Origin of the sequence: Niastella koreensis GR20-10 (assembly GCF_000246855.1) — a bacterium.
In the GTDB taxonomy this organism is placed as follows: domain Bacteria; phylum Bacteroidota; class Bacteroidia; order Chitinophagales; family Chitinophagaceae; genus Niastella; species Niastella koreensis.
Map to the genome: position 1 here is coordinate 2,318,433 of NC_016609.1, position 24,381 is coordinate 2,342,813.

Annotated in this window: 21 protein-coding genes; 7 read left to right on the top strand and 14 right to left on the bottom strand. The window is 45.6% G+C overall.

Translation table 11 applies throughout. The annotated features are described in order from the left end of the window. Positions 1–6: 6 nt before the first annotated feature. Entirely contained in the window at positions 7–1,128 is a 1,122-nt protein-coding gene (locus tag NIAKO_RS09345; protein ID WP_014218175.1) for a site-2 protease family protein, read from the bottom strand. Positions 1,129–1,300: 172 nt separating this feature from the next. On the opposite strand from NIAKO_RS09345, the gene ftsH reads away from it, so the two are divergent. Beyond that, the gene (gene ftsH, locus NIAKO_RS09350) at positions 1,301–3,247 is read left to right on the top strand and encodes an ATP-dependent zinc metalloprotease FtsH (RefSeq protein ID WP_014218176.1); all 1,947 of its coding nucleotides are present in this window, start codon (positions 1,301–1,303) and stop codon (positions 3,245–3,247) included. Next, entirely contained in the window at positions 3,244–4,071 is an 828-nt protein-coding gene (locus NIAKO_RS09355) for a hypothetical protein (RefSeq protein WP_014218177.1), read from the top strand. The genes ftsH and NIAKO_RS09355 overlap by 4 nt, the downstream gene beginning before the upstream one ends. Before the next feature lie 58 nt (positions 4,072–4,129). Here NIAKO_RS09355 and NIAKO_RS09360 read toward each other — a convergent pair whose 3' ends face one another. The 5 genes from NIAKO_RS09360 to NIAKO_RS39570 form a co-directional block, all read right to left on the bottom strand. After that, on the bottom strand, positions 4,130–4,810 hold the full coding sequence (locus tag NIAKO_RS09360) for an ABC transporter ATP-binding protein (protein ID WP_014218178.1): 681 nt from the start codon (positions 4,808–4,810) through the stop codon (positions 4,130–4,132). Between the two features lie 4 nt (positions 4,811–4,814). After that, positions 4,815–6,074, bottom strand: a complete 1,260-nt coding sequence (locus tag NIAKO_RS09365) for an ABC transporter permease (RefSeq protein ID WP_014218179.1) — start codon at positions 6,072–6,074, stop codon at positions 4,815–4,817. A gap of 4 nt (positions 6,075–6,078) precedes the next feature. After that, a complete protein-coding gene (locus tag NIAKO_RS09370) occupies positions 6,079–7,173 on the bottom strand; it encodes an efflux RND transporter periplasmic adaptor subunit (protein WP_014218180.1) in 1,095 nt (364 codons plus the stop codon). Between the two features lie 112 nt (positions 7,174–7,285). Then, entirely contained in the window at positions 7,286–8,080 is a 795-nt protein-coding gene (locus tag NIAKO_RS39565) for a sulfatase-like hydrolase/transferase (protein WP_081195845.1), read from the bottom strand. Beyond that, on the bottom strand, positions 8,070–8,813 hold the full coding sequence (locus tag NIAKO_RS39570; RefSeq protein ID WP_081195844.1) for a sulfatase family protein: 744 nt from the start codon (positions 8,811–8,813) through the stop codon (positions 8,070–8,072). Before NIAKO_RS39570 ends, NIAKO_RS39565 begins: the two co-directional genes overlap by 11 nt. A 212-nt stretch (positions 8,814–9,025) precedes the next feature. Between NIAKO_RS39570 and NIAKO_RS09390 the strand changes: the two genes are divergently transcribed. Beyond that, positions 9,026–10,111: a cobalamin-independent methionine synthase II family protein gene (locus tag NIAKO_RS09390; RefSeq protein ID WP_014218181.1), complete on the top strand. Its 1,086-nt coding sequence runs from the start codon at positions 9,026–9,028 to the stop codon at positions 10,109–10,111. A 52-nt stretch (positions 10,112–10,163) separates the two neighbouring features. Here NIAKO_RS09390 and NIAKO_RS09395 read toward each other — a convergent pair whose 3' ends face one another. The 3 genes from NIAKO_RS09395 to NIAKO_RS09405 all read right to left on the bottom strand — a co-directional run bounded on the left by NIAKO_RS09395 (position 10,164) and on the right by NIAKO_RS09405 (position 12,153). Beyond that, positions 10,164–10,898 carry a polysaccharide deacetylase family protein gene (locus NIAKO_RS09395; RefSeq protein WP_014218182.1) on the bottom strand — a complete coding sequence of 245 codons (735 nt, stop codon included), beginning with the start codon at positions 10,896–10,898 and terminating at the stop codon, positions 10,164–10,166. Between the two features lie 41 nt (positions 10,899–10,939). Continuing rightward, entirely contained in the window at positions 10,940–11,761 is an 822-nt protein-coding gene (locus tag NIAKO_RS09400; protein WP_014218183.1) for a glycosyltransferase family 2 protein, read from the bottom strand. 203 nt (positions 11,762–11,964) lie between these two features. Then, positions 11,965–12,153, bottom strand: coding sequence for a hypothetical protein (locus tag NIAKO_RS09405; RefSeq protein WP_014218184.1), 189 nt, complete (start codon positions 12,151–12,153; stop codon positions 11,965–11,967). 282 nt (positions 12,154–12,435) lie between these two features. On the opposite strand from NIAKO_RS09405, the gene NIAKO_RS09410 reads away from it, so the two are divergent. Genes NIAKO_RS09410 through NIAKO_RS09420 form a run of 3 tightly spaced genes read left to right on the top strand, consistent with a single transcriptional unit; the run spans position 12,436 to position 18,444 of the window. Next, positions 12,436–13,881, top strand: a complete 1,446-nt coding sequence (locus NIAKO_RS09410) for a Gfo/Idh/MocA family protein (RefSeq protein WP_014218185.1) — start codon at positions 12,436–12,438, stop codon at positions 13,879–13,881. A gap of 3 nt (positions 13,882–13,884) precedes the next feature. Beyond that, complete coding sequence (locus tag NIAKO_RS09415; protein ID WP_014218186.1) at positions 13,885–15,243, top strand: putative oxidoreductase C-terminal domain-containing protein; 1,359 nt, start codon at positions 13,885–13,887, stop codon at positions 15,241–15,243. 33 nt (positions 15,244–15,276) lie between these two features. Further along, the gene (locus NIAKO_RS09420) at positions 15,277–18,444 is read left to right on the top strand and encodes a glycosyl hydrolase (RefSeq protein WP_041346553.1); all 3,168 of its coding nucleotides are present in this window, start codon (positions 15,277–15,279) and stop codon (positions 18,442–18,444) included. Position 18,445: 1 nt separating this feature from the next. Here the strand turns inward: NIAKO_RS09420 and NIAKO_RS09425 are convergent, their stop codons facing one another. Continuing rightward, a complete protein-coding gene (locus NIAKO_RS09425) occupies positions 18,446–19,936 on the bottom strand; it encodes a glycosyltransferase family 39 protein (RefSeq protein WP_014218188.1) in 1,491 nt (496 codons plus the stop codon). A gap of 220 nt (positions 19,937–20,156) precedes the next feature. Next, on the bottom strand, positions 20,157–21,983 hold the full coding sequence (locus NIAKO_RS09430; protein ID WP_014218189.1) for a M1 family metallopeptidase: 1,827 nt from the start codon (positions 21,981–21,983) through the stop codon (positions 20,157–20,159). A gap of 146 nt (positions 21,984–22,129) precedes the next feature. On the opposite strand from NIAKO_RS09430, the gene NIAKO_RS09435 reads away from it, so the two are divergent. Next, the gene (locus tag NIAKO_RS09435; RefSeq protein ID WP_425311430.1) at positions 22,130–22,435 is read left to right on the top strand and encodes a hypothetical protein; all 306 of its coding nucleotides are present in this window, start codon (positions 22,130–22,132) and stop codon (positions 22,433–22,435) included. A 70-nt stretch (positions 22,436–22,505) separates the two neighbouring features. On the opposite strand, the gene NIAKO_RS09440 is transcribed toward NIAKO_RS09435, so the two are convergent. The 3 genes from NIAKO_RS09440 to NIAKO_RS09450 form a co-directional block, all read right to left on the bottom strand. After that, the gene (locus NIAKO_RS09440) at positions 22,506–23,009 is read right to left on the bottom strand and encodes an SRPBCC family protein (protein WP_014218190.1); all 504 of its coding nucleotides are present in this window, start codon (positions 23,007–23,009) and stop codon (positions 22,506–22,508) included. Further along, complete coding sequence (locus NIAKO_RS09445) at positions 23,006–23,326, bottom strand: ArsR/SmtB family transcription factor (protein WP_014218191.1); 321 nt, start codon at positions 23,324–23,326, stop codon at positions 23,006–23,008. The genes NIAKO_RS09440 and NIAKO_RS09445 overlap by 4 nt, the downstream gene beginning before the upstream one ends. A 164-nt stretch (positions 23,327–23,490) precedes the next feature. Continuing rightward, entirely contained in the window at positions 23,491–24,366 is an 876-nt protein-coding gene (locus tag NIAKO_RS09450; RefSeq protein ID WP_014218192.1) for a hypothetical protein, read from the bottom strand. Positions 24,367–24,381: the final 15 nt, after the last annotated feature.

Consider the following 24,381-nt stretch of genomic DNA (forward strand, 5'->3'; position numbering starts at 1 on the left):
ATTATATTAATGTAATAATCCGGCTAAGGACTTTATGCGCGGGTATTCTTTGGTGTTTACCCTGTTCAACAGCAGGTATTCGATAATGTGGTTTAAATTAACCACTCCTATAAAATGACTGTTGTCCATTACCGGGTAGATCTGTTCGTCGTTATGCGCCAGTTTCTCCAGCACGGTATCTATTTCCTTGTCACCATCCAGGGATTCGAGTTTTCCCTTTGCCAGGTTTTTTACCGGCTCGCTATAGTTCATTTCAGCCAGCGCTTTTATGATCTCCATCCGGTTGATGGTACCCACAGGATCGATGCCATTCATAAGAATGAAATATTTGCTATGGTTGCTGTTTAATATGTTGGAAGCTTCCTGAACGGTCATATTTGCCTGCAGGCTGTTATAGTCATACATCAATACCTCATTCAACTTTATTCCTTTTACAAGCGATTTCAATCGCAGGTAATATTCTTCCGCTCCGGCCGAGAAAATAATGAAGATGCCGATAGCGGGCAGAATAGGATTGATGAGGATAATACCAGAAACTATAAAAAAAATGGCGATGATCCTGCCAGTTGTTGCCGCTATGGTAGTGGCCTGAATGTAATTCAATTTAAAACCCAGCAGGGCCCGAAAAATTCTTCCACCATCCATGGGAAAGGCAGGGATCAGATTAAATACAGCCAGTGAAATATTTACAATACGCAGGTTGTATATAAAATCATGTCCATGCATGATGCTCATGCCGGGATCATTTTTTAACAGCGGGGTGCCTGGTATAAAAAATCCCAGGGCGCCGCCAATGGCCAAATTTACCAGCGGGCCGGCAATGCTTATTGCCAGTTCCTGGCGGGGATTTTCGGGAAACTTTTCTATACTGGCTATGCCGCCAATGGGCAGTAATACAATTTCTTTTGCATCAATGCCAAACCGGGCTGCTACCAATGCATGCCCAAATTCATGCAGGGTTACACACACAAACACGGCCAAAAGAAATAATACCGACCAGCTTAACTGGTTAATATCATTGCCACCGGCTGCATTTACCAGCAGCACCCATCCAATCAACAGCAGGAATGTCCAGTGTACATGTAAACTGATCCCGCGAATGGTAAGTATTTTATAAGCACCTCGCATATAGTGTTTTTTAATGGTATACCGAATTTAATACCTGCACAGGCCTCATTTGGGAAACCCTGGTCATAGCATTGAATGAGAGATATCAGGGGATGCCCCGGGGTAATAATCATGTAAGCCGGTGATCCGCATCAGCCTTCTTACCGGGTTTATAAATCAATTTTATAACACTATGCAGCCAGCAAAAAATAATAAAGATCAGCAACCCGCAAAGCCAATCTGGCCGCCGTTGCTTTGGCCGGCGCTGGTCCTATTGATCTTGATCGCGTTCCCCGTGATCTATAAATTGACCGGCAGCCCTGTTGAGGAAATAACCTGGTCACAATTTGAAGCGAAGCTCTTAAGCAAAGGCGCTGTGGACAGGTTGGAAGTGGTAGGCCAGGATTATGTGGATGTTTATATTAAAAAAGAATTTATTAAGGATACTGCGTTTGCAAAAGTTTTTAAACCCGTGGTAGGCAAGGAACCCAATCCCGGCCCTCATTACATAATGACCATCGGATCGGTGGAAAGTTTTGACCGGAAACTGGATGCCGCTGAGCAAAAGTACTTTGGAAAAGAAGTAATACCTGTTACCTACTTAAAGAAAACAAGTGACTTCTGGAATGTTGTAGCCTGGTTGTTGCCATTCGTTGTATTGATTGTTTTTTGGTTATATGTAAGAAAAGGTTCCGGTAGGGGCGGTTCATCGGTTTTTAATTTTGGTAAATCCACGGCTACGCTCCTTGATAAAGAAAATAAAAGCACCACTACATTTAATGAAGTGGCGGGCCTGGATGAAGCTGAGCTGGAAGTGAAAGAGATCGTTGATTTTTTGAAGAACCCGCAGGCATTTACCCGGTTGGGGGCAAAGATCCCCAAGGGTGTTATTCTTGTTGGCCCGCCCGGTACGGGAAAAACTCTACTGGCTAAAGCAGTTGCAGGCGAGGCCCAGGTACCTTTTTTCAGTATCTCCGGTTCGGAGTTTGTTGAAATGTTTGTAGGGGTTGGCGCTTCCCGGGTACGCGACCTGTTTAAGAATGCCAAGGAAAAAGCGCCCTGTATTGTATTTATTGATGAGATAGATGCGATCGGAAGATCGAGAAGCCGGAACGCATTCTTTACCGGCGCCAACGACGAACGGGAAAGTACCTTAAACCAGTTGCTTACTGAAATGGACGGGTTTGGCACCAACACCGGTGTAATTGTACTGGCAGCAACCAACCGGGCCGATATGCTTGATCCTGCTTTATTACGCCCCGGCCGGTTCGACAGGCATATCTACCTGGAGCTGCCTAACTCAAAAGAAAGAGAAGACATCTTTAAAGTACACATCCGGTCACTTGTGCTCGATGATACTATCGACCTGCGTTTTCTGGCTGCACAAACACCAGGTTTTTCCGGGGCCGACATTGCCAATATTTGTAATGAGGCGGCGCTTATTGCCGCCCGTAAAAAAAAGGAACAGATAAGCCGGCAGGATTTCATGGATGCCATTGACAGGATAGTGGCCGGCCTTGAAAGAAAAAGCAAGATCATTTCTGCAGATGAAAAGAAAACAATTGCTTATCATGAAGCCGGACATGCGTTAACAAGCTGGTTGTTACCCAATGTAGATCCGCTGGTAAAAGTGTCTGTTATCCCAAGGGGAAAATCATTAGGCGCCGCCTGGTACCTTCCTGAAGAAAAGAACCTGAGAACCAAAGCAGCCTTTTATGAACACCTGTGCGCCTCCCTGGGCGGCCGTGCTGCTGAAGACGTTGTTTTTAACGAAGTGTCTTCCGGTGCACTCGATGACCTGGAAAAAGTAACCAAAGAAGCTTATATGATGGTTGCCTGGTATGGATTTAATGAAAAGGTAGGACATGTAAGCTTTTATGATTCTTCCGGTCAGCACGACAACAGTTTTCAAAAGCCTTATAGCGAAGAAACCGGTAAGCTGATTGACGAAGAAGTAAGAAAGCTTATAGAAAATGCCTATGAACAAACAAAGGCGCTTCTTTTAAGTAACCGGGATTGTTTGGTTAAAGTAGCTGAACTATTACTGAAGAAAGAAGTGATCTATAAGGAAGACCTTGAAAAAATTTTAGGAGAACGGGTTGTTAATAAAACATTCAATCATAAAATACTAATCACATGAAAAAAGTAATCATAGCTTTTGACGGAGCTAACTTCAGCGAAGGCGCTTTTGATTTTGCCCGTAAAATGAATGAGCTATCGCCCATTTTGCTTACCGGTATTTTTTTACCGCAGATAAATTATTCTGCATTGTGGAGCTATTCTTCAGCCGCCATTGGTTCGGGGGTGGTTATTCCCATGCTGGAAGAGGGCGATATAGCTACCATTGAACAGCATATTGAACGTTTTAAGGGGCTTTGCCAAATGCACGGTATCGAGCACCGGGTGCATCAGGATTTCATGGATTTTGCATTGCCTGAATTAAAACAGGAAACCCGGTTTGCCGACCTGCTGATCCTGGCCAGTGAATCGTTTTATGAGTATCTTGGCGTTAGCGAGCCCAACGTTTTTTTGAAAGATGCGATCCATAATTCCGAATGCCCGGTACTGGTAGTGCCTGAACTGTATAATTTCCCTGAAAAGAACATCCTGACCTATGACGGCAGTGAATCTTCTGTTTATGCGATCAAGCAATTCGCCTACCTGTTCCCTGAATTCAAGGAAAATAAAACTGTGTTGTTGTATGCCGGGCCCGGCGATGAGATCGCATTGCCCGAAGAACAGAATATAGAGGAATTATGCAGCCGCCATTTTACCGATCTCACTTTGTTTAAACTGGACGTGGACCCTAAAAAACATTTTGCAGTATGGAGTAGTGAGCGGGAAGGCAGCATTATCGTGTGCGGATCATTTGGCCGGTCGTCCATCTCCATGTTATTTAAGAAAAGCTTTGTTTCGGATGTTATCCGGGATCATAAGCTGCCGGTATTTATTGCCAGCCGGTAAGCATAAAAGAGTTGGAAAGGAGCAATTAGGAACTGCCAGACTTATGGCAGTTCTTTTTTTATTGTTGTAACAACCTGCCATCGGCTAATTCTATGGTCCTGTTTGCCCGTTTGGCAAAGTCAACATCGTGTGTTACGGTTATTATTGTATTTCCTTTATTACGCGACAGATCATTGAAGATCTCAAAGATGTTTTTTGAATTGGCGCTGTCGAGATTGCCGGTTGGTTCATCGGCCATAATAATACTCGGTTCGTTGATCAATGCACGCGCAATGGCTACCCGTTGTTGCTGTCCGCCGGAAAGTTTGCCCGATGGTTTTTGGGCAAAGCCCTCCATGTTCATCATCTTTAGTTTTTCCATTGCTTTCATTTCAATTTCATGTAAAGAAAGCTTTCCCAGTTTTCTGGCAGGGATCATTACATTTTGCAGGGCCGTGAACTCTGGCAGCAAATAATGGAACTGGAAAACAAAACCGATGTTTTCGTTCCTGAACGCAGCCAGTTCGTTCTGTGATTTACCTGTAACCTTTGTACCATTTATAATGATCTCGCCTTCATACTCCGTATCGAGTGTGCTGAGGAGGTACAATAAAGTAGATTTTCCACTTCCCGATTTACCAATAAGCGCTACGAATTCGCCTTTATTCACGGCAAGCGACACATCTTTCAAAACCTGGAATGATTCGGGTTCATGAAAGTATTTATTCAGATGCACGGCCTGTAAGATCACATTACTCATGATGTTAACCTCTTAATATAATTACCGGGTCAATGCGGGATGCTTTGATGGAAGGAGCAAGGCCGGCAAAAAATGTTGTAAGGATGCCGAAAACGGTCCCGAAAATATAATAGAGGGGTTTAAACAGAACCGGGAAATATTTCCAGGAGATCTCCTCGTTGTCGGGAAACGGTACCCGCGAAAGCAGGTACGATAAAATAAAGCCCAATAAGATACCTGCCGTGGCGCCAATAAAACCAATAAAAAGGGATTGTGACAGGAATATCTGCACAATATCCCTCCGGTCGAACCCCTGGGCTTTCAGGATGGCAATGTCTTTCATTTTATTGGTGATTGTCATATTCATGATATTGTAAATGCCAAAGCCTGCTACTACCAGCAACGTAAAGCTCACTATATAGGTAAGCATATTCCTGATGAAGGTACCGGCCATAGCTGCCGCATTGGTCGTTTGCCAGTCTTCTGATTTATATCCATAATTGCTGCCCATTAATTTAGCCAGGGCTGGGGCTGTTTTATTATTCTTTAATTTAATGTTAATGTCGGTAATATAGCTCCTGTCTTTATTCAGTAATTTTTGTACGCTGGCAAGGGTAACATAACTTTTTACATTGTCAATGGCGCCCATACCCACCTGGAACAGGCCTACTATCCGGAACCGCATAGTGGCTCCGGTTGGCGTGGCCAGCGAAACAAGATCGCCAACGTACACATTTAATTTCTTTGCCAGGCCTTTGCCCATAATAATGCCATTGTCGGATGCAAGCAGGTCCTCCGGTTTGCCCTCCGTCATTTTCTTTTTAAGGTCGTATAACTTGGTTTCTTCTATAATATTGACCCCGTTGATGTAACCGTTGATCTGCACCGGGCCATAAATATAAAATACCTGGGTGCTTAACAGCGGTGATACGGCTGCTACACCGGGATTCCGTTTTATGGCGGCAATTATGCCTTCGGCATTTTTCACATTCAGCGTTATTTCTTTGGGTTTTGGATGGTGAACGGTAATCAGTTTATTGGGATCTTTGAAAAAGTCACCGGCCACCGACTGGGAATAATCGGTTTTTACATCGTTGTAGATATGAATATCGGGGGTTGCCTCCAGCATGGTGTCTTCGATATATTGATTCACGCCATCCATAAAACTTATCATCAGAATAAACATGGCTATGCCGAACGTTACGCCCAGGATGGCCACCAGGGTTTGCTTTTTCTTTGAAAAAAGATGTGTTTTTGAGATGTCGAGGTTTACATTAAGAAGCATAAGGCTATTTTTTTGTTGGGATAATGATGGCAGTGGATTCATCGATCCCCTGCAGTACCTCCACCTGGTCGAGCGTGCGTATACCCGTTTGAACGGGAATGGTTTTACGTTTTGACTGTTGCTTAACCAGCACACTGTCGCCGGCATTCAATGCTTCTTTCGGGATAATAAGGACCTGCTGTTTCTTCCTGATAATGATATTGGCCTCTACGGAACTATGTATATAGGGTTGTAACGTGGTGTCGGAAAACTGTGCATCTACCCTGAAGGTCTGGTCCAACTCATTCATTACAGGGTATATTTTCGTTACCAGGGCTTTGTAAATGCTGTCACCGGTGATATCAGTTTTTAGCAAAACCTGCTGGCCGGTTTGTATTTTGTCGATGTCCTGCTGGTCAACAGCCAGCCTGATGATTCGTTTCCGGGCCTTTCCCAGTAATGCTACCGGGTCGTTATTCCGTACTGCTTCCCCTTCTTCTTTAAAGGTTTGGTAAATGGTACCATTGATATTACTGCGGATAAAATAGTTCTCCAATTCTGTTTTTGCACTGGTTAACTGGCTTTGGGTATTGTGAACATTGGCCTTAAGGTCATTGATGGTTGCAAAATATTTTTCCCGCGCTGATTTTCTAAGATTAATGGCAATGAGGTAATTGGTATAGGCATTATCAAGGTTGCTTTGTGTGCCTATATTTTGCTCCATTAGTTTTTTTAACCGCACATATTGAAGGGAATCGTTGGTAAAACGTAATTCTGCATTTTGTATCGTTAATCTGAGGTCAGTCAATAAACGCGAATCGCCGGAAATATTTGATTGAGCCAGGTTGAAATTACTCCGGGCTGCATCAACCCTGGCTACCGGGCCGTCATATTTTATGATATACAACAACTGGCCTTTGCTCACCAGGTCGCCTTCCCTGATCAGCTTTTTTATAATGGTGCCGCTGCTCAGGGCATAAGAATAATATTCACTGTCGGCCAGGATTTTGCCGGAGGCATACACCGTTTCAACAATATCCTTTCGTTGGGGATGTATAGTGGTTTCGTGTTTGCACGAAGCAAATGATAATATCAGGATAAAAGGAATAATTCTATACATAACTGTTCAAATCTGGATTACTGCTAAAATAGGCTATGGCAATCTGATGAGAGATGAGATCGATCATAAGGGGAGCTGATTAATATCGGCCTCACTGCCTGTTGCGGGGCGATCAGGATGGAAAGTGAACCAGGCGCCCGCCCACATCGATGAGCACATCCGATGCACTGGGCCACGCCGGTTTAATGGTCTGCGTTTTTTCCCATTGGTCCAGCTCTCGGGATAACTCAGTGACAAGATCTTTTCTTTTAGCAGAAAGATCGTTTTGTTCACCGGCATCGGTGTTTAGTTTGAAAAGGAATTTGTGATGATCCTTACTGTTCTCATATAGTTTCCAGTTGTTTTTAAGAATGGCGCGGGAATAGCCGCTGCGCCAGTACAGCACCGGGTGCGGAAGACCGGTATCGGCCTGCAGCCAGGGAAGCAGGTTCACCCCGTCATACGGCCGGTCGGCTGGAAGCCGGGTGTGGGTAAACGCAGCAACAGTGGCCACAATATCGAGCGAAGAGACTGGCCTGGTGTATACCATTGGTTTTGCCATGCCGGGATACCGGATGAAAAAGGGAACGAGCAAACCGCCTTCAAAATGGGTGCACTTGCCGCCGCGCAGCGGCGCGTTGTCGGTGGCGTGCGTGTACGTGGCGCCGCCATTGTCACTGATAAATATGATCATCGTATTATCGTTGAGTCCCGCTTCAGTCAGTTTGTGCAGCACCATGCCAACGGCATCATCGAGCGCCTCGATCATGGCGGTGTAAATACGTTTTGTGGTATCGGTGATTTTGCTGAGTTTGTTGAAGTAAGCGCGTGGCGCCTGAAATGGGTCATGTGGTGCATTGAAGGTAAGCGTTAGGAAGAAGGGATGGTCTTTGTTACGGGCAATAAACAGGGTTGCTTTATCTGCCAGTGAAAAAGTAAGATAGCCGGTATCTTTTTACCTCGCGAATTTGGGTTGAACCGCCGCGGGGAATCCAGGCGGGCAGTTCAGAAAAAGCCCAGGGAAGGTGTTGTGAAACATAACGGCTGGTGTCGATTGGATCGTCGACATAACGCGTTAATGCCGCATCAAAATAATAGCAATAGTCATAGCCCCGCTGATAAGGATGATTGCTATTGTGCTCACCCAGGTTCCATTTTCCCACCAGCCCCGTAGTATAGCCGTTTGTTTTCAGCAATTGCGCCAGGGTAAGTTCACCAGGCGGCAGGCCGGTGGTGTATTTACTGCGGTTCAACCCCAGTCTTGGTTTCAGGGCTCTTAGGCCTGGAACGGTACGGCGAAGATGGAAATAATGTTTGCGAAGCCAGCTCAGGAATTGTGGATCAAATTCTTCGTAGGGCATGTACTCGCAGCCAAACCGGTTTTGATAGCGGCCCGTCATAATGCCCATCCGGGAAGGGCCACAGATGGGCGAGCTCACATAGGCCCGCGTAAAACGAACCCCCTGATGCGCCAGTCCATCCATATTCGGGGTTTGAATGGCTGTGTTGCCATAGGAGGCGAGGTCGCTATAACCCAGGTCATCGGCAATAATGAGAATGATGTTGGGGCGTTCTGCAGGTATTGGGGCTACAAGGTTGCCTTCCTTGTGCAGGCGGTTTGAGCAAACCAGCAGGGTCATGGCAACAATGAGGGGTTTCATGGGGCAAAGGACCACCAAATCGGAAAGCCGGCGAAAAATGGTTTGCCCGAAGTTCGAATACCATAAGGCCCGCTTAAAAAATTTGATCCGCTGGTTGAAATCATTTAAATTCAGGAAATTTCCTTTCTCAAAGACTTCTTTTTACTGCTTTTCTAATGCAGCAGGCAGGCATTTGTATTCTTCTAACAAATACTCATATTAAATTTTTTTGTATGAAAATTCAAACAGAACCCATCGGTAGTATTCCGCGTCCCCGTTATTTGCTCGAAGGCATGAGGGCGTTTGCCAATCATGAGTTACCGCAGCCCGAACTGGATAAATTGTTTGAGATCGCCTTAACCGAAACCATCACTCAGTTTGAAGCCACCGGGTCACCTGTTATTACAGATGGTGAACAAACAAAACCAAGTTTTGCTACTTATCCTGTTCATGGGTTGGAAACCCTGGCGCCTGATGGCGTTGTTATTCCCTTTGCCGATGGGCACACAAGACAATTGCCAAAAATCACGGCCGGGCCATTCAGGTATCAGACATACGCCGGAGGGTACGTACAAAAAGCCAGAACGCTCACCCGGTTGCCGGTTAAACAGGCTGTTATTTCAGCGTCGGCATTGAGTCTTTTGTATCCCCAGGAAGGGGTCGATGGATATTCCCGGGACCAGTTCATTACCGATCTGCTGAACGAAGCAGAGAAAGATATCAGGAGTTGTTTTGATAACGGGGCGTACAATGTTCAGATAGATTTTACCGAAGCCAGGCTGGCCTTAAAACTGGATCCGTCGAAAGGCTTATTGCAATCGTTTATTGATCTCAATAACCAGGTGTTGAACCGTTTTACCGCTGAAGAAAGAAAAAGGATTGGCGTGCATACCTGTCCGGGTGGGGACCATGATTCAACTCATAGCGCCGACATCGATTATGCTGAATTGCTTCCCTCTCTCTTTCAATTGAATGCCGGCAGCTTTTACCTGGAATATGCCGCTGAAAAAAATAAACTGGAAGTATTGCAAATTATCAAAGGAACCATAAAGCCGGATCAACGGGTGTTTATTGGAGTTACAAATGTACTTGAGCGCAGGGTAGAAACGGCAGCCGAGATCAGGGACCTAATACTGGAAGCTGCAGAGTTTATACCTGTAGAACAATTAGGTACTACCGACGATTGCGGGTTTTCACCGTTTGCTGATGATACCTCTACTTCAAGGGAGATGGCGTTTGCAAAAATAAAGGCCAGGGTGGAAGGAACTGCATTGGCGTCAGCAGCGCTGGAGCGGTCACAGGTTATCATAAATGCATAAAGATCTTTCTGACAATAAAAAACCATCCGTCACGCGGCGGATGGTCTTTAGTCTAAATCAGCCTCTTGCCTTTCTGTAACTTTCGTTTAAATATCTCAAAGGGTTCGTCACCTCTTATGTCAAGCCTTTGTATTACCAGAGGGTCTGCCAGGGGAACCGGGTTCAACCGGTTGCCTATCCGGAACGCCAGTAAGATCCTGTTAGCTGACAGGGTGTTCAAAAACTGGCGGCGTTTTACCGGGTTTCGTTTGGGAAATGAACCGTAAGGGTAAGCTATGCAATCCTGATAAGCTATCTTTTTTTCCTGAAGGTATTGCCGGCATTTGGTGATATCCTCCTCAATTGCTGAAAGCGATAATTGTTTATAGCTTTTATGATCGTATGAATGCAACCCGTATTCAACCAGGTCTGGGTCCATGTCGTGCAGATCGGTGAGCTTTAAATAACTTTCCTGTATGGTTTCTCCCAACTCAAGAAATGCGGGCACTAAAAAGATGTTTGCTTTTAAGTTATATTTTTTCAGCACGGGGTACATGGTCGTGTAGTTGTCCCTGTAGCCATCATCGAAGGTTATTAAAATTGGTTTTTCCGGAAGTGGATCTTTTGAACGGACGTGTTTTATCAGGTCGCTTAAAAGTAAAGGGGTATAGCCCTCCTGCGCAAGAAAACGGAACTGTACATGTAGATCTTCTCTTGTGACCGTAAGATAATCGCGATAACCGTTACTGGAAATTTTATGATAGAGCAGGACCCGTAACGGGTCATTTTTTGAACCGAACAACTTCATTAAGCCGGATATTGATGATTAAAGCGGGGTATTACCTTTATTCACTCATTTATTTTTGCATACTTCACAAAATGATAAAAGGTAGAAAAGACAGACCAGTAAAAACCTTTCAGGCCGTTTAAACAATTTCGCTCCAGCAGATAATATTTTGTAAAGTTAAAAGGAACTGCCAGCAGGATAATAAACGTGGATTTGTGCTTGCCTTTTCTTTTTCCCATTTCGGCTGCATACCTGGTATACCGGTTAAATTTTTCCAGGTACTGATAAATGCTCGTATAACTATAATGTTTTACTATATGTTTCAGTTTTTTTACCGGGCCTTCTAAATGAATACCTTCATGCACCTTATCGGCAGTGATGCCGCCTTTTTGCCGGTTAAACAGCCGCAAAAAATACCGTCCGCTTTCCTTACCATATAAAAACTCCTTACCCAGGAATACCAAGTTCATGCGGAATGCAAACCCGCTGTATTGTTTATCGGCTTCCGTAAGACTGGTGATTTCCTTAACCAGTTCATCCGTTAGCACTTCGTCGGCATCAACGCAAAGCACCCAGTCGTTCTTTGCCTGGGAAACGGCGAATTGTTTTTGCGCTCCATAACCATCGAATTGTCTGAATAATACTTTGCAGCCCTTTGAAGAACAGATCTCCGCCGTGCGGTCGGTACTGTAGCTGTCTACTACAATGATCTCATCGCACCATTGGAGTTGTGCCAGGGTTCTTTCGATCATCTTCTCTTCATTATAAGTGATGATGACGGCACTTACTTTAAAAACAGGGCAGTTCTTGGGTTCCGCTTTCCTAATGATTACATTTCTGGGAGCGGGTTTTTCAATCGTTTCGGTAAAGTACATGGGTCTCATAAATGTGTTAGCAAATCAGGTGTTTTCATTGGCGCCACAGATATAACATTGAAAAAAGCGATACCCCTATTTTGAAAAATATTTTTTTCCGAACCTAATAGCATGGTGATTAGCCAGTTCCGCCCGATAGTTATAAATAAAAAAAGGACCCCCCTTGTAGGTAACAAAGGGGCTCCTTTTAAAAAATGCGTTACTGCTGCAAATTACTTTTTCGCAACGCCGGCTTTTTTCTTGCCTGCATGTTTTTTATGATGGTGATGATGTTTGCCAGACTTTTTGGTCTGAAAATAATTTTCTGTGCCTGCTTTGGTTGACTTTTCTGCAGGAGTAGCCGCTGTAGAGGCGCCGATTGCCAGGGCCGAAATCAATATGGTCAGAACAAATCGTTTCATTTTTACAGATTTTGATTTTAAATAAAGGTTTCTAAATTTAGTACAGTTTACCTTAAAACGGGCCTGGCAAACATCCTGATTTTGTTAATCCGGGGTTATTGGAAGTATATCAGTTTTTTCAGTTACAGAACCAATAGATCTCCCCATAAGCCTGATTTTCAGCTTAAAATAAGCTTAAAATTTAATGTGATCGATACCCCGGGCTTTTTCAGGGGGTTAAAAAATGTGTACATTTAAAATCTAACGACCAAACGGAGATATAATTAACCTTATAAGCGCCATATGAACAATAAAAAGATCAGCCGGAAAAAATTTGTGACCGATACGGCAAAGGCAACATTGGGTTCCGTTCTTACCATGAGTTTGCCCTCCATTGTTCCCTCCTCGGTATTTGGAAAAAACGCCCCCAGCAATCGTATTAATGTGGCTTCCATAGGTTGCGGAAGAATTTCCGTTACCCATGATATGACTTCCATTGCGCGGTACAGCGGCGCCAGAATTATTGCCGTTTGTGACCTGGATAAGGCCCGGGCAGATGCGGGCGTGCAGGCGGTTAAAAATAATTATACCCGGGCGGTAAAAGAAAACGGCGGACAAACCGGCGACTGGGATATAAAAGTGTATTACGATTACCGGGAGTTGCTCCTGAATAAAGATATAGATGCCGTACATATCAGCCTGCCCGATCACCAGCATGCTATTGTTGGCGTTCATGCCGTACGGGCCGGTAAAGATGTGTATCTGCAAAAACCGGCTTCATTAACGGTGGAGGAAGGCCGGATTTTAAGCAATGAAGTAAAAAAGACCGGGCGCATTTTTCAAATGGGCAGTCAACAGAAATCAATTGATCCCTGGCCGCAGTTTAAAAAAGCCTGTGAGCTGGTGCGCAATGGGCGCATTGGCAAGCTGGTAACAATAGAAGTAGGATTGCCGGGCGATCCCGGTGGGGGCGATCCCGCCAAAATGGTTGTTCCTGCCAGATTAAATTACGATGCCTGGCTGGGTTCAACCCCCGACGTGTATTACACCCAGGACCGCGTACATGCGCAGGACGCCAGCATGAAAGGTATTACCAGCCGGCCGGGCTGGTTGCGTTGCGAACAGTTTGGCGCCGGCATGATAACAGGGTGGGGCGCCCATCACATCGATACGGCGCACTGGGCCATGGGTACTGAATACGGCGGCCCCATCGAGATCTGGGGCAGCGGAAAATTCCCCACCGACGATCCTAATTATAAAGGACTTTGGGATGTGCATGGCATCTTTCGCACCGAAGCCATGTATGAAAATGGGGTACATATGATCGTTTCCAATGAATTGCCCAATGGGGTAAAGTTTATGGGTACCGATGGCTGGATCTGGGTGACCCGTGGCAATTACCGGGTTACCGACAGCGATCCCATTGCCGATAAGGATGGCGTGAAACCCATCGATGCCAGCAACCCAAAAATTTTGCAGTCGGTGATCGGCCCTAATGAAATTCATTTATATGAAAGTCCGGAGCAACATGCTAATTGGTTAGATTGCGTAAAATCCCGGAAGGAACCCGTGGCGCCGGTTGAAGTAGGGCATCGTTCGTGCACGGCCTGTTTGCTGCATCATATTGCCATGAAAGTGAAACGGAAAATTTACTGGGACCCTAAAACGGAAACTTTTAAAAATAACGATAAAGAAGCAACTGCATTACTGTCGAGGCCAAGAAGAAAAGGCTATGATTTTAACGTTTAACATATGAAAAAAATAACTGGCATTTCTCTATTATTAATTGTGTCCATAATGATGTCGTGTAGTGAGCAGCAAAAACAAACTTCCAAAACTATTCAGTTAATAACGCTTGACCCGGGCCATTTTCATGCGGCACTGGTGCAAAAGTCGATGTATGACGATGTGGATTCTGTAGTGCATGTATACGCACCTGGTGGCAGCGACCTGCAATTACACCTTGATAAAATAAATGGTTATAATGCCAGGCAGGACAAGCCCACTCGTTGGAAGGAGGAAGTATATACCGGCCCTGATTTTTTTGAGAAAATGGTAGCGGAGAAGAAAGGGAATGTGGTGGTGCTGTCGGGCGACAACCAGAAGAAAGCAGATTATATTTTAAAAAGCTTACAAAACGGGTTTAATGTTTTTGCCGATAAACCAATGGCCATTAATAGCAGCCAGTTTGAAGAATTGAAGCAGGCGTTTGATGCAGCCGGTAAAAACAAACTGTTGTTGTATGATATCATGACCGAACGTTTTGAGATCACCAATAAATTACTGCGCGAGTTGTCGATGGAGCCGGAAATTTTCGGTGCCCTGGAAAAAGGTACCTTGGCAGATCCGGCGGTAGTAAAAACAAGCATTCATTATTTCTACAAATTTGTTTCGGGCAATGTGCTTACGCGGCCCGAATGGTTCTTCGATGCATCGCAACAGGGCGAAGGTATTACCGATGTAATGACGCACCTCGTTGACCTGGTGCAATGGGAATGTTTTCCGGAGCAAACCATCGATTATGCTAAAGACATTCAGCTGGATGCCGCCAAACACTGGACAACCGATTTAAGCCTGAACCAATTTAAAACGGTAACGAAAGCGGCTGCTTTTCCTGCATTTTTAAAAAGCAGCGCTGCTAATGATACGTTGCTGAAGATCTTCTATAATGGCGAGATCAATTATACCATCAAAGGTGTTCATGCCAGAACAACCGCGCTGTGGGATTACCAGGCGCCGGCAGGAGGCGATAATTACTATGCGCTGATGAAGGGCACCAAAGCCCGGCTGGTGATTAAACAGGGCGCTGCTGAAAAATATAAACCGGTACTGTATCTTGAACCGGTTGATAAAAAGCTGGACCCAACAGAAGCGTTTAAAAAGATCCAGGCAAAATATCCCGGGGTGGAACTGATGAAAACGGCTACCGGCTGGCAGGTGGTTACCTCCACATACACCGAAGGGCACGAAGAACATTTTGCCCGGGTTACCCAGAACTTTTTACAATACCTCAAGAATAAAAATATGCCTGCCTGGGAGGTTCCCAATATGCTGGCTAAATACTTTATTACTACAAGCGCCCTGCAACTGGCGGAAAAAAATCATCTATAAAGAAGCGCGAAAACAAGTTCGCACCAGAACCATATGGAAAAGATAATGCTTTTGGCGATGCTGTTGGGGATAGCGGGTTATAGCTATAGTCAGCAAACGGATTCGCCTGGAAAAAACTGGGAGGCAGCCTTTTTATCGCCACCCGAAAGCACCAAACCCTGGGTATACTGGTATTGGGATAACGACAATATTTCAAAAGAAGGCATTACCAAAGACCTGGAAGCAATGGCGCAGGTAGGTATTGGGGAAGCGCTTATTGGCAATATTGTAGGGGGAGCTTCCTCAAAAGGAAAGGTAACGGTGCTTAGTGAGGACTGGTGGAGTTGTATGGTACATGCGATTACAGAAGCCAAACGGTTGGGCATGAAGATAGGGGTGTTTAATTGTCCGGGTTGGAGCCAAAGCGGTGGTCCCTGGGTAAAACCGGAACAAACGATGCGTTACCTGGTGTCAACCGAATTACAGGTAACAGGCGGCCAGTCATTCGCGTACGCCTTCAAACCGCCAACGGAGAATTTTCAACTGGTGTCTGTACAGGCATTCCCGGTTCCTGCGGAGGACAACGACGGAGTGAGCACTAAATCGCCTGTAGTATCTTCAAAAGGAATGAACAATGCGCAATGGCTGTTCGACGGCGATCCCAACACAGAAGTGGTTGTACCTGCTACAGAACAACAGCTTGAAATAAAATTAAACAGTGTTGCTACCGTACGGTCCCTGCAAATAACGCCCGGTAACGACCCGGTTACTGCAGATTGTGATCTGGAAGCCATAAACGACAAAGGCGCCTGGCAGCGCATTACGCACCTGCATATCGACCGCTCGAATATGGATATAGCGGTTGGCCCCATGCGGTATGGTCCTGTTGTAATTAGTTTTCCCGCTGTAAAGGCGCAAACCTTCCGGCTTCGTTTTACCAATGGAAAAGGAGGCAAGCTGCGGGAGATTGAATTGAGTGGCGCGCCCAGGCTCACGGCGTATGTTGAAAAACAATTAGGCAAAATGTGGCCGTATGCCGAAGTGCGTCCTGATTCATATACCTGGCCAGCTACGGCAGAACCCGAGCATAAATCATTGGTGGTAGACCCGGCCAGGGTGATCGATCTGTCGACGAAGGTTGATAAAAGCGGTAACCTGAACTGGGCGGTGCCTGCAGGCGAATGGATCATTTTGTATACCGGAATGACGCCCACCGGGGTTACCAATTCACCTACTACAACGGAAGGAAGCGGGCTGGAGATAGATAAAATGAATAAACAACTGGCGCAATTTCATTTCGATGCATTTATAGGAGAACTGTTGAAACGTACACCTGCTGAAGACCGGGTGGCGTTGCGTCATGTGGTGGCTGATAGTTATGAAAAGGGTTCTGAGAACTGGACGGATGGTTTGGGCGAGGATTTTAAACGCACCTATGGGTACGATCCCTATCCGTTTTTGCCGGTACTAACTGGCCGGATCGTAGCCAGCGCCGATCGCTCTGACCGCTTTCTGTGGGACCTGCGCCGGCTGGTTGCCGATAGAATTGCTTCCAATTATGTAGGGGGCCTGCGCGAACGCTGTCAGCAAAACGGACTGCGGCTATGGCTGGAGAATTATGGTCACTGGGGTTTTCCTGGTGAATTCCTGAGTTATGGCGGGGCCAGTGATGACCTGGGTGGCGAGTTCTGGTATGGCGTGCCTTCATTGGGGCCCGTTGAAGTTCGTTGCGCATCCTCCGCCGGTCATACCTATGGCAAAAAGGTGGTATCTGCCGAGGCGTTTACTTCCGGCTTGTCGTTCACACAAATGCCACGTAATTTAAAAACGCGGGGCGACTGGGCGTGGTCGGAAGGGATCAACCATTTTGTGATGCATGTGTACATTCATCAGCCCGATGACCGTAAACCCGGCATGAGCGCCTGGTTTGGCACCGATTTCAACCGGAACAATACCTGGTTTACCCAATCAAAAACATACTTCGATTATATCCGGCGTTCCTGTGCGCTGTTACAACAGGGACATACAGTAGCCGATGTGGCTTATTTCATTGGCGAGGACGCACCTAAAATGACCGGTGATAAAGACCCGGCCCTGCCACCCGGTTATAACTATGATTTTATAAATGCAGAGATGCTGGCAAAAGCCCGGGTTGTTAACGATCGTATTGTACTGGCATCAGGCGCCAGTTATGCGGTGCTGGTATTGCCGCCAAAGGAAACCATGCGGCCGGAGATCCTGAAGAAAATTGTAGCGTTGGTCGCAGACGGGGCCTGTGTATTGGGGAATGCACCCGCCCATTCGCCCAGCGGTCGCGATTATCCGTTTTGCGATACCCGGGTGCAGGCGCTGGCAAAAGAATTGTGGGGATTTAAAATGGTAGGAAAAGGGCATGTGTTCACAGGGATTGGACTGAAAAAAGTGCTGCGGCAAATTGGCGTAGCAGAGGATTGCGTATTGGGTAAAGACTTCCTGTACACGCACCGGCAGGAAGGGAACGCTCATTGCTATTTTGTAAGTAACCAGCTGGATATTGCCCGCAAAGATACCATGGCCTTCCGCGTAACAGGGCTGCAACCCGAATTGTGGGATGCGGTAACCGGACAAATAAAAGCATTACCGAACTACGCAATCTCCAATGGAAAAACGGTGATTCCGCTGGAGTTTGGCCCCGGCGATTCGTGGTTTATCATCTTCCGTAATAAAGCAACTGTTGCTGATGGAAAGGAAAATTTTGAACAATTTCAGCCAGTGCAGGCTGTTGAAGGTAACTGGACGGTTGATTTCAACCCCGGGTATGCGAAACCTTTCCAGGCTACATTTGCCCGGCTTACCGACTGGAGCCAACACGATGACCCACAGATAAAATATTACAGTGGAACGGCTACCTACAGCAGCACGTTTACCTGCGATGACAAAAAAGACAGCAGCCTGTATCTTGACCTGGGACAGGTAGAAGGCCTGGCCACCGTCCGGCTGAATGGAAAAGAATACCCAACACTTTGGCGTTACCCGTACCGGGTAAACATCAGCAACCAGTTGCAACCCGGTGAAAATGAACTGGAGGTAACAGTGGTCAATTGCTGGTGGAACCGGCTGGTAGGGGATGCGCAACCAGGCGCAAAACCAGTGACCTGGACGGCGTTTACCAATTGGCACGCAGACAGCAAGCTGCAACCTGCCGGGTTATTGGGACCGGTGAACATTCTTACAGCCAAGTAATTTATGGCTTGTAATTCATACAGGTATATACACAAAACGATCGTACCACTTTTCCGCCTTTTTTCACCAGGATCGGTTGCAGTTGAGTGACCTGGGTAAAGTATTTGTTTAACTCGGTGGGGTAAATTCCACACGGCGAAAGATCGGGGTGTGAATCGATGAAAATGGCATTCTTTCCCTGTAACGTTTGCAAATTGGGGCCTACATAATCGAATTGTAAAGCGGGCTGGCCAATAATATTTTTGCTGTACACCATATCATCGAAATAGAAATTCAGTATAGCTGAGGTTTTATAATCGTCTGCCGAGAAGATAAAATAGCCGGGGTATTGCTGCCTTACCTCTTTTACCTGGCCGGCCAACTGGTCCCAGCCCATCCAGGTGTCGTCTGATTTCACTTCAACCGGGTAAAAGATAATTTCTACCGCCATCACCAAATGTATGATCAGCGAACCTATCAACTGGTATTGCACCCATTGGGGCTTTATGTACATGCTGGCCAAAATGATACCGGTGATATAGGCAGGCATCATCCAGTTTATTTTTACCCAATAAAAAACAGCAATGAATAAAAAGCCAAGGAATACGGGTGCAAAAAAAGAAAACAGGAATAATTGTGGTGCGGGGATGGTACTTAGTTTGAGCCGGTACTTTTTATACATTGATCGCAACATCCAGAACAGCGCAAACAGTAATACCGGAACCAGCAAAAATGCCTGGTGGCCGATCACTCCGGGCAGGTTCAGGAAATTAAAACTGTCACCGGCTTCCTCGGCCCTGTTAACCGACTGAAATTTGATAGAGGCAAAGTCGTGGTTATAATTCCAGATGATAACGGGCAATGTCAGGATGGCGAAAAGAAGCAGGCTGAGCCAGGGCCAGAAAGATAACAGCATCTTCCGGTGCACAGGTGATAAAACAAGATACATCAGTAAACCCGCAGGCAGGAACACGGCCGTATACTTGCTGTTGAACGCCAGTCCCATAAAAATGCCGGCCAGTACCCAAAAGCCTTTTCGGTTTTGGAAGATGGCCTGGTGTAAAGCGATTATAGAAAGCGTCCAGAAAAGCAACAACGGAACATCGGGCGTGGCAACCAGCGATAAAACCGAGATCAGTACCGTTGAAAACAACAGGATAGTTGCCTGTAAAATTCCCAGCCAGTCCAAAAAGCAGGTAGCCAGGATAACAAACGCTGCCTGCGTACAAAAAGTGACAAGGGTGATCGCCAGCTTTACTACAAATACTTTTTTTCCCAGGATGGAAGTGAACAACCATAACACCCAGGCTATCCCGGAGGGATGGTCAAAATAGGAGAGATCAAGGTGCTCGCTGTAAAAGAAATAATAGGCGTCCTGGGGCATCAATCCCATGTCAAAAACCAGGAAGATCCTTAGTGCAAAAAGAAAGAACAGGATGGAAAGGATAATGACATCCTTTTTTCCTGTTCTTGCTGTATTGAAATATTTGTTGATGTTATTCAATGCTTGCAAACGAAAATGGTTTAATAATTAAGCATGATTAAAAATACCATGCCGGTAATCCATTACGCTGTTAATGCAAGCCTCGATAAATATTGAATATTGAACCGAAGAATGTCCAATGTTGAAGTAAATACAATTCAAATATCTTGTATTTCACTTTGATATTCAACATTCGATATTCAAATATTCAATATTTAAAGTAAAAGTATAATCCTGAAGAGAATTTGAATTAATTGGCTGTCCAGGTATTGTCTTTTTCGTTGGCATCCATAAATATGCCGCCATCCAGCTTCAACGACTTTGCAGTTTTGCCTGTTTTAATATTTACAATGATCTCTTTTTGGTTCTGTTCCCACACTATGGGAGTTTGATGAAAACTTTCGGTTGATCCGTCGTCATAAGTAGCGATCACGTCGAATGGTACGGCAAATCCGCCGATGTTTTTTATGTTCAAAGTATAACCTTTGTCAGTTTTTTCGGCTTTGCTCAGATAAAGATCGATGTAGCCGGGCGTGAAGAACCAGTTATAAAAGAACCAGTCCAGGTTCTTTTTAGCACCTTTTTCCATGGAATAAAAATAATCCCAGGGAATAGGGTGTTTGCCATTCCAGTTATTCATATAGTTATGCAGGGCCTTCTTAAACAATTTATCGCCCAGCAGGTCTTTTACCGCGAGGTAACTAAGCGATGGCTTGCCATAGGCATTATTGCCATGGCCAAAAGTTACATCGGGGCTGGGGGTAATAATGGGGTTCTCCTTTGCATGCTGACCGCGGCTCCAGCGAACAACCCGGAATTTTTTATAAAAATCATCAGCGGCTTTCTGGCCTTTCTCGGCAATGCCGATCAGGTATTCAAATGTGGTGGCCCAGCCTTCGTCCATAAATGCATAATAGCTTTCGTTGGTTCCCATGTAAAACGGAAAGTACGTATGCGCCTGTTCATGGTCCTGCACCAATTGGGCAAAACCAAGGTCGGGCGTGTGGGAGTCGTTGATCATCATCGGGTATTCCATATCGGCAAATCCCTGAAACGCGTTCGATTTTGGATAGGGATAAGGAATGCCCGGCCAGTTTTTAGAAAACCAGGCCAGCGAATTGCGGCCAAACTGTACCGAATGATGAAAATCCACACTTGAATCTGCGAAGGCCGCCTGCATGCTTACCCGCCGTTTTTTGGCAACAATAACGCTTGCCGCGTCCCAGTCGTAATGGTCGCTGATGCCCATGGCAATATCGCTGATATTATTGGCTACCCATTTCCACGTATTGGTGGCATTTTGGGTAGTTACTTTTTTATTGCTCCAATCTTCCACCGTGGCCACATGAATGGTGGAATCGCTTGTGAATGACTGCTGCAGCCGTTGAGCAATGGCTGGTTGTAACACTTCCGATGCGTTCTGCAAGGTACCGGTACACCATACCACAAAATTGCGGGGCACCGTTACATTTACCGTATAGTCATTAAAATCGTTATAAAATTCCAGGGAACCCAAATGGGGTTGGATATCCCAGCCTTTATAATCGTCGTACACAGAAACCCGGGGATAGAAATAAGCGATGTAAAAACTGGTTGAATCGATCATTCCTTCGCGGCCTTCCCCATAAGCAAGGTCATAATGCCAGGTAATATGGAGCTTTATGGAATCATGTGGTAATAACGGGGCAGCCAGGTCAACCATATGATTGGTTTCAATAGCCATGTTATTATCCCAGGCCACTTTGGATTCGCGGATCTTAATTTCATCCACCTTGAGTTTGCCGCTGCTCTGATGCGCATTCATGATCAATTTCATATTCAGGCTGCTGAGGGTATCGGGGCTGTTGTTGAAATACACAATTTCTTCTACCCCTCTTACGGTGCTGTCTGGCGGCATTACCGTTACTGAAATGTTATAACGGCCACGATTTTGCCAGTATTTTTCTCCCGGTTTTCCATTTACATTCCGGGTTCCATTGGTATAGGCCTTTTGAATGCCGGCAGGCATGGTAAGGGTTTGCGCACCGGACTGCAATGCCAGGAATAAGGAGGAAAAGACAATAAAGAATCGGATCATATTAATTACTAAAGTGTAAAATGAACGGTAAATTAACTGAAAAAGCCATACCCGGAATAACCGCCTGTATAAATTTTCTAACTTTAGATCCTTGAAAACAGAAAAGACTGCTATCTCCATACTGAGGCACCGCACCACCAAGCCTGCTGACTGATTTTTTTACCCGGCACGGGGCACTGATCGGCAAACCAACCAAACGATCGGGCCCGCAGCCTTTCCTGCTGTTTGAAAAGGATGAATTCCTGGTGAACTTTACCCGGTCGCTCGACAACCTGCTGGTGGGTGATAAACCCGTACATCCCGGGCTGCAACGGGTAAAGCTGGAAGAATTGTTATTATATCTTGCGGTACATTATCCGGCACAGATGCAGCGGATCAGGGACATGAATTACCGCGGCAGGCAGGGTTTACTAAATTGTCATCGACTGATTTGGCTACTTATTACAGGTTGATTCAACAATAAAAAACGGCCGCCTCGAATCAATTTTGAGACGGCCATTTTTTTAAAAAGATCAGTTGCAGCTATTTATTAATTTTCGCTAACAGTTGATCCAGTTTTTGCAGGGTGGCCATCATGCCTTGTTCCATACCCATTTGAATTACCTGTTCCAGCTCTGCCAGTGATTTGTAAGTTACGATGGTTTCAACGAGCGCATTTTCACCTTTCTCGGTAAACGTTAACCGCCATTCGGCGCGGGGCAGGTCTTTGTTTATTTCGCCATCGGCATTGCTGAACGCATCCAATGTGGTATAGAAGTCGATTGGTTTTATTTTCACGTAATCTGTCCAGCCCCAGTATTCAGTGCCGTTCGGTTCTACCATGGCGTAGTGCCAGTGGCCACCTTCGCGAAAATCCATTGATTTTGTTTTTGTGGTCAATGGTTCGGGGGCAAACCATTGATCTAACAATTCACTTTTGGTATAACAGTCCCAAACCAGTTGGCGGCTACCTAAAAATTCCCGTCTGATGGTAAGGGTATTTTTTGCTTTATCTACCAGGAAATCAAATTGCAGGTTGTGTATCATTTTTTTGACTTTTTAATATTAAGTAATAATTTATCGAGTTGCTGGTATCGTTTATCCCAGATCTTTCTGAATTGCTCCAGCCACTTGTCGATTTCTTTCATTTTTTCAATCTCCAGCTGGTAAAAGATCTCCCGGCCTTCCTGTTCCTGTTTCACCATTTCGCATTCGACAAGTATTTGTAAATGTTTGGACACTGCCTGCCGGGTCATGTCGAAGTGTTCGGCAATAGCATTGGGTGTCATTGCCTGTATGGCAATTAACGCAATGATGGCTCTCCGGGTGGGGTCGGCTATGGCTTGAAAAATATCTCTTCTCATAGCGTTTTTGATTATTTGCAACTAATCAGTTGCAAATATAAGCGCAACTGATTAGTTGCGCAAACTTATTTTAAAAAAAATGCCATCCCGAAGAATCGGGATGGCTTGTTACTATATGGATCGAACAAAAGAAACTAATTCATTTCTCCGAAATCGATCAATCACTATTCCTGGATGCGGCGGAGATCAACATTGGTTACGCTAAAGCCTGAGGTACTGAAATTGCCCCCGGCATTACAGCCTGCTTTAACAACCACATAATAGGTGCCGCTGGCGCCAAACGTTATATCAAACCCTTTTGAACCACTGTAGGCTACCCACGAGTTCCAGGTAATATAACCGAGCCGTTTGCCACCATCGGTATAGTCTTTACCATCAACGGGTGTGGAGGGACCGATGTATACTTCCAGCCACGCGAGGTTGGGTGCGCCATAAGTAGCAGTCATGGCAAAGTGGTACTTTTTATTGGCCACCACCTGTACTGCCTGGTAAATACCGCCGTTAGGTTGTATGCTTACCGGAACGGATACCTGGCCGGTATAAGCGTTGTTTGCAAGCGTCCAGGTTATTCTGTTGGTCAATACTGCATCAAACTTGCTCCAGTACTGATCGTCGCCGGTGTTCATAGCGCCGCCTTTGATCACGTTGTCATAAGCGGGATCGTTTTTGGTGGTGGTTACTTTAACCGGTGCGGCACTGTACAGTTTGCCTCTTTTATCCAATGCCCACATTTTAATGGTATAGGTACCTGCCAATGGATAAAACACGGTGTCAACTGGTTTTCCCATAGCGCCGCCGCTGGTGTCCTTACCTACATCCCATCGGGTGCCCACACAGGCACCCTGGGTGGTGTTGGTGATAATGAATTTGGTATCGTTACCAGGTACGGGCGATACGGTAAATGTAGCCGTAAGGCTGTCAACTGCTCCATACGATTCATAACTGTTGTTTGATCCTTTGCTGCAACCAAAAAGAACCAACACACCCAATGCCAGCGGGCAAATGGCAGTTATTATGTTGAATTTTATTGATGACTTCATGAACGTAGTTTTAAA

Coding starts and splice junctions, on each gene's coding strand:
- NIAKO_RS09345 (WP_014218175.1), bottom strand. CDS start 1,128: ATGCGAGGTGCTTATAAAATACTTACCATTCGCGGGATCAGTTTACAT.
- ftsH (WP_014218176.1), top strand. CDS start 1,301: ATGCAGCCAGCAAAAAATAATAAAGATCAGCAACCCGCAAAGCCAATC.
- NIAKO_RS09355 (WP_014218177.1), top strand. CDS start 3,244: ATGAAAAAAGTAATCATAGCTTTTGACGGAGCTAACTTCAGCGAAGGC.
- NIAKO_RS09360 (WP_014218178.1), bottom strand. CDS start 4,810: ATGAGTAATGTGATCTTACAGGCCGTGCATCTGAATAAATACTTTCAT.
- NIAKO_RS09365 (WP_014218179.1), bottom strand. CDS start 6,074: ATGCTTCTTAATGTAAACCTCGACATCTCAAAAACACATCTTTTTTCA.
- NIAKO_RS09370 (WP_014218180.1), bottom strand. CDS start 7,173: ATGTATAGAATTATTCCTTTTATCCTGATATTATCATTTGCTTCGTGC.
- NIAKO_RS39570 (WP_081195844.1), bottom strand. CDS start 8,813: ATGAAACCCCTCATTGTTGCCATGACCCTGCTGGTTTGCTCAAACCGC.
- NIAKO_RS09390 (WP_014218181.1), top strand. CDS start 9,026: ATGAAAATTCAAACAGAACCCATCGGTAGTATTCCGCGTCCCCGTTAT.
- NIAKO_RS09395 (WP_014218182.1), bottom strand. CDS start 10,898: ATGAAGTTGTTCGGTTCAAAAAATGACCCGTTACGGGTCCTGCTCTAT.
- NIAKO_RS09400 (WP_014218183.1), bottom strand. CDS start 11,761: ATGAGACCCATGTACTTTACCGAAACGATTGAAAAACCCGCTCCCAGA.
- NIAKO_RS09405 (WP_014218184.1), bottom strand. CDS start 12,153: ATGAAACGATTTGTTCTGACCATATTGATTTCGGCCCTGGCAATCGGC.
- NIAKO_RS09410 (WP_014218185.1), top strand. CDS start 12,436: ATGAACAATAAAAAGATCAGCCGGAAAAAATTTGTGACCGATACGGCA.
- NIAKO_RS09415 (WP_014218186.1), top strand. CDS start 13,885: ATGAAAAAAATAACTGGCATTTCTCTATTATTAATTGTGTCCATAATG.
- NIAKO_RS09420 (WP_041346553.1), top strand. CDS start 15,277: ATGGAAAAGATAATGCTTTTGGCGATGCTGTTGGGGATAGCGGGTTAT.
- NIAKO_RS09430 (WP_014218189.1), bottom strand. CDS start 21,983: ATGATCCGATTCTTTATTGTCTTTTCCTCCTTATTCCTGGCATTGCAG.
- NIAKO_RS09440 (WP_014218190.1), bottom strand. CDS start 23,009: ATGATACACAACCTGCAATTTGATTTCCTGGTAGATAAAGCAAAAAAT.
- NIAKO_RS09445 (WP_014218191.1), bottom strand. CDS start 23,326: ATGAGAAGAGATATTTTTCAAGCCATAGCCGACCCCACCCGGAGAGCC.
- NIAKO_RS09450 (WP_014218192.1), bottom strand. CDS start 24,366: ATGAAGTCATCAATAAAATTCAACATAATAACTGCCATTTGCCCGCTG.